The sequence below is a fragment of the Sphingomonas oligoaromativorans genome (assembly GCF_011762195.1).
GTDB classification, from domain to species: domain Bacteria; phylum Pseudomonadota; class Alphaproteobacteria; order Sphingomonadales; family Sphingomonadaceae; genus Solisphingomonas; species Solisphingomonas oligoaromativorans.
The window spans coordinates 84,264-97,164 of the sequence record NZ_JAASQK010000001.1; the positions used below are offsets into that span (position 1 = coordinate 84,264).

Sequence of the window (12,901 nt, forward strand, 5' to 3'; positions counted from 1 at the left end):
GCGAGCTAGTCGAAGCCCCATTCGTCCCGCGCGGAGGGGCCGCCATGGGGCATTACGATGGCGGGAAGATGCTGCCCCGAACTCCCCGGCGGTAGGGTGAGATAGGCTGGTACGTTGGTTCCGTCGGCCGCGGGATAGGTGATGCTCCTCACCGGCGACAGGGTGAGGCCTTCCAGCTCCGGCCGGGCGGATGTCAGTTCGTCCAGATGATGGGTATCGCGATCGAAAACATAATAATGCCCCGGATCGACGTCACTGCCGGCGAAAATCAGCAGCTTGCGCTCGTTCGCACTGGCGCTGAGGAAGTAGATCAGGGGGAGCTTGGGGAGCGCCTTGCCCAATGCCCGCGCCAGCGCGCGATATTGCGGATCGAAATATTCGATCTGCCTGCGATCCGTGGTGTAGGAGGCGCCGATCACGCGCCCGTCCCGGCCGATCGTCACGACGCCGCGTACGTCGACATTCGGATTGGCGTACACCAGTTCCGTCTTCATCGAGCCGTCCAGCGCCACCCGATAAAGCGCGTCCCGCCCGTCGAGCGATCGCAGCGCATAAGCGACATTGGCCTGCCCATCGACGGCGATCGGGATCAGGGCGTTTCCGCCCGCGGCATCGGTCTGACTGAAGGGACGCCATGTCTGCTCACCCGTGAGGCGGTAGCTGTAGCGCGTCACACCGGACAGGATATCACCGCTTCCGCTGTTCCGATCGCTCGACATGATGCGGACGGCTCCCCGGCCGTCGGAAAGATAGTGGGCGTTACCGTGGATGGGAGCCTCGACGCGCTTGCCGCGCCCCGTCACCGTATCGACGAGATCGACGCCGATCCCGTCCTCCCGGCTGCCGAAGTTGCCAATTGCCATGGTGTTGTCCGGCACATAATCGCGCGTCATCAGCACGGTGCCGTCAGTCCCTGATAGCCAGTCGATGATCTGTCCATCGAACTGGCTGATCCTCAATTTGTCGACATTGTTGCGCAACCCGATCGGCTGGATGTGGGTGCCGTCGTCGTCGACGGCCACGGTGCGCGTGAACGGCGCGAGAACGTTGTCGCGCATGGCCACGCCATATTGCTTGCACACGACCCGGTGCGGTGAGGACCAGTCACAGGCTTCGAGATGCAGAGGATCGCCGGCGGCGCGGGCGATCGGGCGCGCGTGGCTACCGTCCACGCTGGACACAATCGCAAATGTCGCCTGGCCATCGCCCGGTGAGATATAGACCACCTGCTGTCCGTCAGGTGAAAGACTGACGTCGATGATGTCTTCGCGATGTCCAAATTTCTGGGCGAGGATATCCGTTGAACTGGCCGGTGAATTGTCCGCAAGCACAGGCGCGGACATCGCCAGCAACGCCGCCGTGGCGCTGCCATACGGGAAAAAACGCATGAAACCCCCTGATGATACCCCGTGCTTTATCTGCGCTCTGTCTCGCGCAGTGACAAGCGATCGGGAGAGGGGGCGATGTTCGCGCCAAAAAGAAAGGGGCGGCTCCCGCGAGGGAGCCGCCCCATATCTTTCGGCGGAAGCCGCCGGATCAGCGCGAGTAGAACTCGACGACCAGGTTCGGCTCCATCTTCACCGGATAGGGCACCTCGTCGAGGGTCGGCACGCGCTGGTACGAAACCTTGGTGGTGCCGTCCTGAGCGAGGTAATCGGGAACCTCACGCTCCGACAGGCCCTGCGCCTCGATCACGAGCGCCATTTCGGCGGCCTTCGAGCCCAGCTCGATCACGTCGCCGACCTTCACGAGGCGCGACGCGATGTTGCACTTCACGCCGTTGACGCGGATGTGGCCGTGGCTGACGAGCTGACGCGAGGCGAAGATCGTCGGCGCGAACTTGGCGCGGTACACGACGGCGTCGAGACGGCGCTCGAGCAGGCCGATCAGGTTCTGACCGGTGTCGCCCTTCATGCGCGACGCTTCGGTGTAGGCCTTCTTGAACTGCTTCTCGGTGACGTCGCCGTAATAGCCCTTGAGCTTCTGCTTCGCCTTGAGCTGGATGCCGAAGTCCGAAACCTTGCCCTTGCGGCGCTGGCCGTGCTGGCCGGGGCCATATTCACGCTTGTTCACCGGGGACTTCGGGCGGCCCCAGATGTTCTCGCCCATGCGGCGATCGAGCTTGTACTTGGCGCTGGTGCGCTTCGACATATGTCGTCCTTCAAGATCAATTGCGTTCAACAAATGTCCGGTACCGCGCTGTCGCGACCGAGAGTCGATAAGGCTCCTGGGACGGCAGGGCACCCGCTTCACCGGACGTGCGGGGCCAATTGCGAGGCGCGCCTGTGGCAGAAGGCGCGCCCCAGGTCAAGCCGGAACGATGATGAAGGCCGGATCAGCCGCCGGATACGGGGCTCTGCATCGGCTTGTTGCGGAAGGCGTCGATGTCGTGCTGGCTCGCCTTGGCGATGGCATCCCATTCCGCCTTGGTGTGGCAGGTGCGCTTGCTGATGAGCGAGCCGGTCTCGGGCTCGTCGTGACAAATCTTGCGTTCCTTCACCGGCGTCGGCGCCGGCACGGCCGCCTGCGTGGCGGCGTCGGGCGAAGCGGCCAGAAGGGAAACGGCGATAAACAGGACACTCATTTCTTGTTCCACCCCATTTGACATGATGCGGCAGCCGAAGCGGCCGCCCCTGAAGACGGTGTCCTTGCTTCGGACCCTTATTCTCTTATGGGGAGGAGCATGACATCAATCCTTCCCCCCGATCAATGCCATACGATGACCGAAGTGCGCCTCGGCGTGGATGCCACGGACCGCGCGATCGTCGAGCTTCTGGCCACCCGCTTCGGTTACATGCGCGCCGCGGCCCGCATCAAGCCCGAGCGCGGCCATGTGCGGGACGAGCCGCGCAAGGCCCAGGTGATCGCCAACGCGGCTGCTCACGCGCGTGAGCATGGCTGGCCGCCCGAGATCGCCGCCCAGCTCTGGGAAGTGCTGGTCGAAGCCTCGATCGCCTATGAGTTCGATCGCTTCGACGAGGCGCGGCCCTAACGCGACCTCGGATTGGCGAGCGACGTGAGGATGCCGCGCAGCGTGCGGACTTCCTGGCTGTTCCAGCCGGGCTTGGTGAGCATGGTGCGCAGCGTCCGCCTGGTGGCGGGCACGCGGTCCGGCGGGAAGAAATAGCCCGCGCCGTCCAGCATCGCTTCGAGCTGGTCGATCATGCCGTCCAGCTCGAACTGCGGGGCGGGGGGATCGAGGTCCACCGCCGGCGGCTGCGCCAGCGCCTGCCCCCTGGACCATTCATAGGCCACCAGGATCACCGCCTGCGCGAGGTTGAGCGATCCGAACTCCGGGTTGATCGGCACGGTCAGGATCGAGCGCGCGATGGCGACGTCGTCCGTCTCCAGCCCCGATCGCTCCGGCCCGAACAGGATCGCGGTGCGGCCCTGCGCGGCGTGCATCTCGGACGCCGCCTCGGCGGGCGTGACCACCGGCTTGGTGACCCCGCGCTTGCGCACCGTTGTGGCATAGACATGCGCGCAATCCGCCACCGCGTCGGCGACGCTCTCATAGACCTTGGCCTGTTCCAGCACGATGTCCGCACCCGAGGCGGCGGGGCCGGCTTCCGGGTTGGGCCAGCCGTCGCGCGGGGAGACGAGGCGCATCTCGGTCAGCCCGAAATTGAGCATCGCGCGCGCGGCCTTGCCGATATTCTGGCCGAGCTGGGGCCGCACGAGGACGATGACGGGGGGCAGGGCTTCCAGCATCACTTCTTGCCGATCTCGCTGACATTGCCGGCGAATTCCTCGAAGTCGCGGGCTTCGGTGAAATCCTTGTAGACGCTGGCGAAGCGGATGTAGGCGACCGGATCGAGGCCCTTCAGCCCTTCCATCACCAGCGCGCCGATGCGCGTCGAATCCACCTCATTGTCGCCTGAGGTTTCGAGCTGGCGCTGGATGCCGGAGACGAGCCGGTCGATCCGTTCCGCGCTGATCGGGCGCTTGCGGCAGGCGATCTCGATCGAGCGTTCGAGCTTGCTGCGCTCGAACGGCTCGCGCTTGCCGCCGGACTTCACCACCGTGACCTCGCGAAGCTGCACGCGCTCGAAGGTGGTGAAGCGGCCGCCGCAGCCCTCGCATTGGCGGCGGCGGCGGATCGAGGTGCCGTCCTCGGAGGGACGGCTATCCTTCACCTGGCTGTCTTCATGTCCGCAGAACGGGCAACGCATTTCTTTTTCCTTCGTCACCCTGAACTTGGTTCAGGGTCCATTCCCGCTCCGCCCGAAGAGCGAGCGGAGCGTCAATGGATCCTGACCTTCGTCAGGATGACGGCATGGGTGTCAATAGATCGGGAAGCGCTCGCACAGCGCGCGGACGCGGGCGCGGACATCGGCTTCCACCGCCGCATCGCCATGCTCGCCCTTGGCGCGCAGACCGTCGAGCACGTCGGCGATCATGTCGGCGATGTCGCGGAACTCGGCGATGCCGAAGCCGCGCGTCGTGCCGGCCGGCGAGCCGACGCGGATGCCCGAGGTCTTGACCGGGGGAAGCGGGTCGAACGGGATGCCGTTCTTGTTGCAGGTGATCGCCGAGCGCTCCAGCGCCTCGTCGGCGTCGCGGCCGGTGACGCCGAGCGGCGTCAGGTCGATCAGCGCAAGGTGCGTGTCGGTGCCGCCCGAGACGACCGCCGCGCCACGCTCCTTCAGGCGGCTGGCGAGCGCCTTGGCGTTCTCGACCGTGGCGTGGGCATAGGCCTTGAACTCGGGCGTCAGCGCTTCGCCGAACGCGACCGCCTTGGCGGCGATGACGTGCATCAGCGGGCCGCCCTGAAGGCCGGGGAACACCGCCGAGTTGATCTTCTTCGCGATCGCCTCGTCATCGGTCAGAATCATGCCGCCGCGCGGACCGCGAAGGGTCTTGTGCGTGGTGGTGGTGACGATGTGGGCGTGGCCGAACGGCGTCGGATGCGCGCCACCGGCGACGAGGCCGGCGAAGTGCGCCATATCGACCATCAGCTTCGCGCCGACCTCGTCCGCGATCGCGCGGAAGCGGGCGAAGTCGATATGGCGCGGATAGGCCGAGCCGCCCGCGATGATGAGCGTCGGCTTATGCTCCCTGGCGAGCGCCTCGACCTGATCGAAGTCGATCAGATGATCGTCGGGGCGGACGCCATACTGCACCGCATTGTACCACTTGCCCGACATCGCGGCCTTGGCGCCGTGCGTCAGGTGGCCGCCGGCATCGAGCGAGAGGCCCATGATGGTGTCGCCCGGCTTAGTGAGCGCGAGCATCACCGCGCCGTTGGCCTGCGCGCCCGAGTGCGGCTGGACGTTGACGAAGCCGCAGTTGAACAGCTTCTTGGCGCGCTCGATGGCGAGCGTTTCGACTTCGTCGGAGGGGGCGCAGCCCTGATAATAGCGCTTGCCGGGATAGCCCTCGGCGTACTTGTTGGTGAACACCGAGCCCTGCGCTTCGAGCACGGCCTTGGAGACGATGTTCTCGGATGCGATCAGCTCGATCTGGTGCTGCTCGCGGTCCAGCTCGTGGGCGACGCCGGCGAACACGGCCGGATCGGCGGCGGCGAGGCCTTGCGTGAAGAAGCCATCCTTGCGGATATCGGTGACGGCGGGCTGGGTGCTCATGCGGGCTCCTTCTCGAAGGCGGGATGGCTGAGTTTGTCGACGCGGCGCTGGTGGCGATCGCCACCGAAGGGCGTCGAGAGGAAGGCTTCGAGGCACGCCTTGGCCTGCTCGATGCCGATCAGGCGGGCGCCCATCGCGATCGCGTTGGCGTCGTTATGCTCGCGGCAGAGACGGGCGGAGAGCGGCTCGGAGACGAGCGCGCAGCGGGCGGCCGGGTGGCGGTTCACCGCGATCGAGATGCCGATCCCCGAGCCGCACAGCGCGATGCCGTGATCCGCCGCGCCCGAGGCCAGCGCCTCGGCGAGCTTGTAGCCATAATCGGGATAGTCGACCGAGGCCTCGCTGTCGGGGCCGAGATCGATGACGTCGTGGCCGAGCGCGCGCGCATGATCGGCCAGCGCGGCCTTCATGGCCACAGCGGCATGATCGGATGCAAAGGCGAGACGGAGCGCCATGACGCGGCCCTTCCTCGTGATCGGGGTGATTCGGAACGCCGCCTCCTTAGTGCGGGATTGCCGCACAAGGAACCGCTCTCGTCTCCCTCCGTGACATTTCCGGGTCGGTGGACGGGTCATGCTTTGGTCGAAGGGGGCAACCGGGGAGCGCCATCGCGACTTTCCGACGTCTCGGTGCGTTGGCGCAACGACAAGGCCGGGGAGGAATGGGCGATGAGGATAATCGCGGGGCTGCTGATCCTGTGGCCGGCCTGCGCCGTGTCGGCCGCCCCGGTGGCGGGCCAGGCCGGGCCGGTGATCGCGATCGACGGGGTGCGGCCGATGGGAGGCGATCTGCTGATCGTCCGCCTGTTGCTGATGAACGGGGATGAGACCCGTGTCGCCACGCCGCCTGCGAGGCTCGATGCCATGTTCCACGCTGCCGGGCGTGACGCGCCGGTGTCGCTGCTCCCGCGCGAGCGGGGCGGGGTGATCCCGCCGCATGGCTGGATCGCGGCCGATTATATGGTGAAGCGCCCCGAGGGCATGACCGGCGATGCCGTCCTGTCGCTGGGTGCCGGGCGGGAGGGCTATGCCTTTGCGCTCGCCGCGCCATCGCCGGAACCGGGCGAGGCGCCGAGCCGGGTCGCGCAGGCCGCGCCGGTCACGGCCCAGATATCGCCCGTCGCGGGGCGGAGCGTGCTCGCCAATCTGACGGCCTATGAGCCCACCTATGCCGCGGCGGGCGGCGGCACCGACAGCGACCTGAAGGTCCAGCTCAGCTTCAAATATCAGCTCTTCGGCCAGGCGGGCGCGCCGGAGGCCTCATGGCTCGACGGGCTGCATCTGGCCTATACCCAGAAGATATTCTGGGACGTCACCGCCGACAGCCAGCCGTTCCGCGATGTCAGCTACCAGCCCGAGCTGATCTGGATCCACAACTGGGCGCCGCGTTCCAACGGGGTGCGCTTCGGCGTGCGGGGTGGGTTCCTGCACGAATCGAACGGCAAGGGCGGGGATGACTCGCGCGGCTATCAATATCTCTATGTCCAGCCGCAGGCGGAGCTGCCGCTGGGCGACTATACCCTCTCGGTCGGGCCGCGGCTGTTCCATTATGTCTTCGGCCGCGACAACAACCCCGACATCGCGCGCTATCGCGGGCATCAGGCGCTGGAGGTATCGATCGGGCGGGAGGACGGGCTCATGCTCTCCACCACCAGCCGCTTCAACATCAGCCATGGCAAGGGCGCGGTGGACGGCGAGATTTCCTATCCGCTCCGTAACGTTCTGGGAGGAACTCCGCTGTATCTCGTCGTGCAGGGCTTCACCGGATATGGAGAAGACCTGCTGGACTATAACCGGCATCAGACACGCGTGAGAGTGGGGCTGGGAATCACGAGATGAACGGGGAGAAGGAGCGGCCGCGCCGCGTGCCGCTGCCGGTGCTGCTGTTGTCGGCGGCCGGGCTGTTGCCGCCGCTGATGGCGCTGTTTGTCAGGCTCGCGGCCGGCGCCCGGCCGGAATCGCCGCTGCCCGGCACGATCGGCGCGCTCGGGCTGATCTACAGCGCGCTGATCCTGAGCTTCCTCGGCGGCATCTGGTGGGGCGTCGCGGTGGCGCGCGTCACGCGCGCGGAACTGCCGCCGCTGGTGGGCATCGCGGTGACGCCGACGATCGTGGCGCTGGTGCTGATCGGGCTGTCGCTCGGGCGGCCGATGCTGGCGGGAATTCTGCTCGGGCTCGTCATCCTCGCGACGCCGCTGGTGGATCGCCACCTGCGCACGAAGAGGCTGGTGCCGCCCTGGTGGATGCGGCTGCGCGTGTCGATGTCGGTGCTGCTCGGCGTGCTGACGATCGGGCTGGGGCTGACGGCCGGCTGAGCCGGCCGCCGTGGCTCAGGCCGCCTGACGCAGTTCCAGTTCCAGCCTGTCCCAAATCTCGACGAGGGCCTGGGTCAGCTCCTGCATCATCTCTTCGGTGTGGCTGGGGCCGGGCGTGAAGCGCAGGCGCTCCAGCCCGCGCGGCACGGTCGGGTAATTGATCGGCTGGACGTAGACACCGTACTCGGCGAGCAGGATGTCGCTGATCTTCTTGGTCTTCACCGGATCGCCGACGAGCAGCGGCACGATGTGCGTGGTCGACGGCATCACCGGCAGGCCGGCTTCCGCGAACAGGCGCTTGAGCATCGCCGCCGCCGCCTGCTGCCCGTCGCGCTCGGCGGAGCTGGACTTGAGGTGCCGCACGCTCGCCAGCACGCCCGCCACCAGCACGGGCGCCAGCGATGTCGTGAAGATGAAGCCCGGCGCGTAGGAACGGATCACGTCGATCACGACCTTGTCGGCCGCGATATAGCCGCCCATCACGCCGAATGCCTTGGCCAGCGTCCCCTCGATCACGGTGATGCGATGCGCCACGCCGTCGCGCTCGGAGATGCCGCCGCCATGCGCGCCGTACATGCCCACCGCATGGACCTCGTCCAGATAGGTGAGCGCGTTATATTTGTCGGCGAGGTCGCAGATTTCCGCGATCGGGGCCACGTCGCCGTCCATCGAATAGACGCTCTCGAACGCGATCAGCTTGGGCGCGTCGGGGGCTTCGGCGGCCAGCAGCTCCTCGAGATGGGCGAGATCATTGTGGCGGAAGACGCGCTTCTCGCAGCCCGAATTGCGGATGCCCGCGATCATCGAGGCGTGGTTCAGCTCGTCCGAGAAGATGATGCAGCCCGGCAGGATCTTGGCCAGCGTCGCCAGCGTCGCCTCGTTCGAGACATAGCCCGAGGTGAAGAGCAGCGCGCCTTCCTTGCCGTGGAGATCGGCCAGCTCGGCTTCGAGATCGATATGATAATGCGTGTTGCCGCCGATGTTGCGCGTGCCGCCGGCGCCGGCGCCGACATCGTGCAGCGCCTCTTCCATCGCCGCGATCACCTTGGGATGCTGGCCCATCGAGAGATAGTCGTTCGAGCACCACACCGTGATCGGCTTGGGGCCGTTATGGCCGGCGAAGCAGCGAGCGTTCGGAAACATGCCCTTGTTGCGAAGGATATCGATGAACACCCGGTAGCGGCCCTCTGCGTGAAGCCGGTCGATCGCCTGGGTGAATACGCGCTGATAGTCCAAAGCCGTCGTCTCCTGGCCAGCGGGCCATGTGCTCGCCATTACAGCCCCGGTCTCGATAATTCCACCCGGGAGACGGTGGAAATATCGATCAAGGCGATCCGATTCGTCGAAGGATCACAGTCTTTCGACGCGGCTGAGCCCGCGTGCGGCGAGCGCGGGCTCCAGCGCGGAAACGTCGGCATCGGAGGTGAAGACCGCAACCCCCTCCACAGGCCGATCGGGCCAGGGCTGCCCCTGCGTCAGCACGGCGACGCGGCGCGCTATGCCCTCCGCTCCATCGACGAAGGTGAGTGGGCGGGGTGAGGCGGCGGCGAGCTGTTCGGCCACCAGCGGGAAATGCGTGCAGGCAAGCGCCACCGTGTCGATGGCGTCGCCCCCCGGCTGGTCGAACAGGCCGGACATGACCTCGCGATAATCCTCTGGATCGCCCGGATCGCCGCGCAGCGCGGCCTCGGCCAGCTCCACCAGCCGCGCCGAGCCGTGGCGGATCACGGCGCAGTCGGCCGCGAACTCGGCGGCGAGGCGGTCCACATAAGGCTGGCGCACCGTGGCGTTGGTGCCGAGCACCCCGATCGCGCGAGTCGTGCTGGCGAGCGCCGCGGGCTTGATCGCGGGCACGGTGCCGACGATCGGCAGGTCCAGCGCGGCGCGCACGACGGCGAGCGCGATGGTCGACGCGGTGTTGCAGGCGATCACCACCAGCCGCGGGCGATAGCGCTCCACCAGCCGGCCGAGCAGGGCGGGAACGCGGGCCGCGATCTCCGCCTCGCTCTTGGTGCCATAGGGAAAGCCGCCGGAATCCGCGACATAGACGATCGGGGCCGTCGGCAGCAGGCGGCGGATGGCGTCGAGGACGGACAATCCGCCCACACCGGAATCGAACAGGAGGAGCGGGCGTTGGGCGTCCATCCCCTCGCGATCTAGAGCGGTTTGCGCCGGGAGGGAACCGGGCATATGCGGCAGGCCCCGATGCCCTCGTTTCGGCGCGGAATCTAACCCATATTGTTGCGCTTGCGGTCACAAGCCCTATGATTGGTCGGACAACCGGGGGATCGACTTTTGACGGCAACGAACTGGCTGGTGCTGGGCGCCGCAGCATTGCTGGGCTATCTGCTGGGTTCGATTCCGTTCGGCCTGCTCGTCACGCGGGCCGGCGGCGCGCAGGATCCGCGCACCATCGGCTCGGGCAATATCGGCGCCACCAACGTGCTGCGCACCGGCCACAAGGGGCTGGCGGCGGCGACGCTGCTGCTCGATGCGGCCAAGGGCGCGGTGGCGGTGCTGATCGCCGGGCGCATCTGGCCCGATCCGCTGCCGCCTTCGCTGCCGGCGATCCTGGCGGGCGCGTTCGCGTTCCTCGGCCATGTCTATCCGGTGTGGCTGCGCTTCAAGGGCGGCAAGGGCGTGGCGACCTTCCTCGGCATCGCGCTGGCGCTCTCCTGGCCGTGCGGTCTTGCCTTCGGGCTGGTGTGGCTGGCGGCCTTCGCGGTGACGCGGCACAGCTCGGTCGGCGGCATGACCGCCGCGATCGTCACGCCGGTGACGGCGGCGGTCATCAACCGGTCGGACCTGACGCTGGTCTTCCTGCTGCTGGCGCTGGTCGTGCTGTGGAAGCACCGCGCCAATGTCGAGCGGCTGCTCGACGGGACGGAGCCGCGCTTCGGCGGCGGAACCGGAAACCGCTGATCCCATGCACGGGTCGATCGACGAGTCGACCGGCCCCGGCGCTGCCCCGCGCGCCGTCCGCGAGGATCGCTTCGCGCGCCTCCGCCTGATGCGGACCCCGACGGTGGGGCCGGTGACCTACGCCCAGCTCCTCGCGCGCTACGGCACGGCGGCGGCCGCGCTGGAGGCGATCCCCGATATGGCGCGCAAGGGCGGGGGTAAGCCGCCGGCCGTGCCCTCCCGCGCGTCCGTGGAGAAGGAGGTCGCGGCGGTCGAGGCGGCAGGTGCGCGCTATCTCTTCCTCGGGCTGCCGGGCTATCCGGCGATGCTGGCGGCGACCAACGCGGCCCCGCCCGCGCTGATCGTGCGGGGACAGCGATCGCTGCTGGACCGGCCGGTGGTGGGCATGGTCGGCGCGCGCAACGCATCCGCCGCCGCCTGCCGCTTCGCGCGCGGGCTGGCGGCCGAGCTGGGCGCGCGGGGCGTCACCGTCGCCTCCGGGCTGGCGCGCGGGATCGATACGGCGGCGCATCAGGGCTCGCTGGAGGCGGGGACGGTCGGCGTGATCGCGGGCGGGATCGATGTCGTCTACCCGCCCGAGAATGCCGCGCTTCAGGAGGAGATCGCGACGCGCGGCCTGCTCGTCGCCGAGCAGCCGCCGGGCATCGAGCCCCGCGCGCGGCACTTCCCCTATCGCAACCGCATCATCGCGGGCCTTGCGCAGGCGGTGCTGGTGGTGGAGGCGGCGCCCAGGTCCGGCTCGCTCATCACCGCGCGCTATGCCGGCGATTTCGGGCGCGAGGTGCTGGCGGTGCCGGGCTCGCCGCTCGATCCGCGCGCGCAGGGCTGCAACCAGCTCATCCGCGAGGGCGCGACATTGGTGCAGAGCGCGGACGATGTGCTGGAGGCGCTGCGCCCGATCGATCCGCGCGCGGCGCTCGCCGATCCCTCGGCGGGCGGCGGCTATGGCGCGCCGCGCGTCACGGCCGATGCCGACGATGCGGACCGCCTGGCGGTGCTGGAGCTGCTGGGCGCGACGGCGGTGCCGGTCGACGAGATCGTCCGCCAGTCGCACCGCCCGCCCGCGATCGTGCAGACGGTGCTTCTGGAACTGGAACTGGCGGGGCGCCTCACCCGCCATGCGGGGGGCCAGGTCAGCCTCGACGGCTGAGCCCGGCCCGTCCGCCTGTCAGATCGGTTCGCCGGTGATGTCCGGCACGGGCTGGTCGCCGGCCATGAAGCGATAGACGATGCCCGCGACGATCGCGCCGAGGATCGGGGCGACCCAGAACAGCCAGACCTGATGCAGCGCCTCGCCGCCGACCAGCAGCGCCGGCCCGGTGCTGCGCGCCGGATTGACCGAGGTGTTGGTGACGGGGATCGAGATCAGATGGACCAGCGTCAGCGCGAGGCCGATCGCGATCGGCGCGAAGCCGGATGGCGCGCGCGTATCGGTGGAGCCGAGGATGACGATCAGGAAGCCGAAGGTCATCACCACCTCGCACACGAAGGCGGCATGGAGCGAGTAGCCGCCCGGCGACAGCGCGCCATAGCCATCCACCGCGAGGCCGTTGGGGGCCAGTTCATAGCCCGGCTTGCCGCTGGCGATGCACCAGATGAGGGCCGCCGCGATGGTGGCGCCGATCAGTTGCGCGATGATGTAGGGGATGATGTCGGATGCGGGGAAGCGCTTGCCGGCCCACAGCCCGATCGTCACCGCCGGATTGAGGTGACAGCCCGAGATATGGCCGATCGAATAGGCCATGGTGAGCAAAGTGAGCCCGAAGGCCAGCGCCACGCCGGCGAATCCGATGCCGAGGCCGGGAAAGGCCGCCGCGAACACGGCGCTTCCGCAGCCGCCCAGCACCAGCCAGAAAGTTCCCAATAATTCCGCGAAAAGCCGCTTGGGCAGGGGTACCATATCTGTCCTCCCTCCAGGCGCTCTGGCGATGGTTGTGCAGTTCTGGTTCCGCCGAAGCGCGGGCGGATCATATCCTAAGCGTAACAAGGCGCAACTAGGGGCTATATGAAGGGTTGAACATGGCTGAACCGCTTGACGGACCCGCCGCCGCATCGCCACCCTCGTACGCGTACACGTGAA

Annotated in this window: 15 protein-coding genes; 5 read left to right on the forward strand and 10 right to left on the reverse strand. The window is 67.8% G+C overall.

What is annotated here, in order from left to right; genetic code table 11:
- Positions 1-5: 5 nt before the first annotated feature.
- From FHS98_RS00460 to FHS98_RS00470, 3 genes are all read right to left on the reverse strand, one after another.
- Complete coding sequence (locus FHS98_RS00460; protein WP_243847789.1) at positions 6-1,388, reverse strand: alpha/beta hydrolase family protein; 1,383 nt, start codon at positions 1,386-1,388, stop codon at positions 6-8.
- Between the two features lie 148 nt (positions 1,389-1,536).
- Entirely contained in the window at positions 1,537-2,151 is a 615-nt protein-coding gene (rpsD, locus tag FHS98_RS00465; protein ID WP_019831093.1) for a 30S ribosomal protein S4, read from the reverse strand.
- Between the two features lie 184 nt (positions 2,152-2,335).
- Positions 2,336-2,584: a hypothetical protein gene (locus FHS98_RS00470; RefSeq protein WP_167098221.1), complete on the reverse strand. Its 249-nt coding sequence runs from the start codon at positions 2,582-2,584 to the stop codon at positions 2,336-2,338.
- 135 nt (positions 2,585-2,719) lie between these two features.
- Between FHS98_RS00470 and FHS98_RS00475 the strand changes: the two genes are divergently transcribed.
- Positions 2,720-2,992 carry a chorismate mutase gene (locus FHS98_RS00475; RefSeq protein WP_425057322.1) on the forward strand — a complete coding sequence of 91 codons (273 nt, stop codon included), beginning with the start codon at positions 2,720-2,722 and terminating at the stop codon, positions 2,990-2,992.
- Here FHS98_RS00475 and FHS98_RS00480 read toward each other — a convergent pair.
- The 4 genes from FHS98_RS00480 to rpiB all read right to left on the reverse strand — a co-directional run bounded on the left by FHS98_RS00480 (position 2,989) and on the right by rpiB (position 6,040).
- The gene (locus FHS98_RS00480) at positions 2,989-3,711 is read right to left on the reverse strand and encodes an RNA methyltransferase (protein WP_167098228.1); all 723 of its coding nucleotides are present in this window, start codon (positions 3,709-3,711) and stop codon (positions 2,989-2,991) included. The genes FHS98_RS00475 and FHS98_RS00480 overlap by 4 nt on opposite strands.
- Positions 3,711-4,172, reverse strand: a complete 462-nt coding sequence (gene nrdR, locus FHS98_RS00485; RefSeq protein WP_167098231.1) for a transcriptional regulator NrdR — start codon at positions 4,170-4,172, stop codon at positions 3,711-3,713. The genes FHS98_RS00480 and nrdR overlap by 1 nt, the downstream gene beginning before the upstream one ends.
- 111 nt (positions 4,173-4,283) lie before the next feature.
- A complete protein-coding gene (gene glyA / locus FHS98_RS00490) occupies positions 4,284-5,585 on the reverse strand; it encodes a serine hydroxymethyltransferase (protein ID WP_167098234.1) in 1,302 nt (433 codons plus the stop codon).
- A complete protein-coding gene (rpiB, locus tag FHS98_RS00495; RefSeq protein ID WP_167098237.1) occupies positions 5,582-6,040 on the reverse strand; it encodes a ribose 5-phosphate isomerase B in 459 nt (152 codons plus the stop codon). Before rpiB ends, glyA begins: the two co-directional genes overlap by 4 nt.
- Positions 6,041-6,253: 213 nt before the next feature.
- Between rpiB and FHS98_RS00500 the strand changes: the two genes are divergently transcribed.
- Together FHS98_RS00500 and FHS98_RS00505 are read left to right on the forward strand one after the other, a co-directional pair.
- Positions 6,254-7,423 carry a phospholipase A gene (locus FHS98_RS00500; protein WP_167098239.1) on the forward strand — a complete coding sequence of 390 codons (1,170 nt, stop codon included), beginning with the start codon at positions 6,254-6,256 and terminating at the stop codon, positions 7,421-7,423.
- On the forward strand, positions 7,420-7,899 hold the full coding sequence (locus FHS98_RS00505) for a DUF3429 domain-containing protein (protein WP_167098242.1): 480 nt from the start codon (positions 7,420-7,422) through the stop codon (positions 7,897-7,899). Before FHS98_RS00500 ends, FHS98_RS00505 begins: the two co-directional genes overlap by 4 nt.
- A gap of 15 nt (positions 7,900-7,914) precedes the next feature.
- Here the strand turns inward: FHS98_RS00505 and hemA are convergent, their stop codons facing one another.
- Positions 7,915-9,174 (reverse strand): 5-aminolevulinate synthase, encoded by a 1,260-nt coding sequence (gene hemA / locus FHS98_RS00510; protein WP_425057323.1) that lies wholly within the window; start codon positions 9,172-9,174, stop codon positions 7,915-7,917.
- Between the two features lie 75 nt (positions 9,175-9,249).
- Positions 9,250-10,044, reverse strand: coding sequence for a glutamate racemase (murI, locus tag FHS98_RS00515; RefSeq protein ID WP_167098250.1), 795 nt, complete (start codon positions 10,042-10,044; stop codon positions 9,250-9,252).
- Between the two features lie 150 nt (positions 10,045-10,194).
- Here murI and plsY point away from each other — a divergent pair, with 150 nt between their 5' ends.
- Both plsY and dprA read left to right on the forward strand, forming a co-directional pair.
- Entirely contained in the window at positions 10,195-10,821 is a 627-nt protein-coding gene (gene plsY, locus FHS98_RS00520; protein WP_208401885.1) for a glycerol-3-phosphate 1-O-acyltransferase PlsY, read from the forward strand.
- A gap of 4 nt (positions 10,822-10,825) precedes the next feature.
- Entirely contained in the window at positions 10,826-11,971 is a 1,146-nt protein-coding gene (gene dprA, locus FHS98_RS00525; RefSeq protein WP_208401886.1) for a DNA-processing protein DprA, read from the forward strand.
- Positions 11,972-11,989: 18 nt separating this feature from the next.
- Here dprA and aqpZ read toward each other — a convergent pair whose 3' ends face one another.
- Positions 11,990-12,721 (reverse strand): aquaporin Z, encoded by a 732-nt coding sequence (aqpZ, locus tag FHS98_RS00530; RefSeq protein WP_167098253.1) that lies wholly within the window; start codon positions 12,719-12,721, stop codon positions 11,990-11,992.
- Positions 12,722-12,901 lie beyond the last annotated feature (180 nt).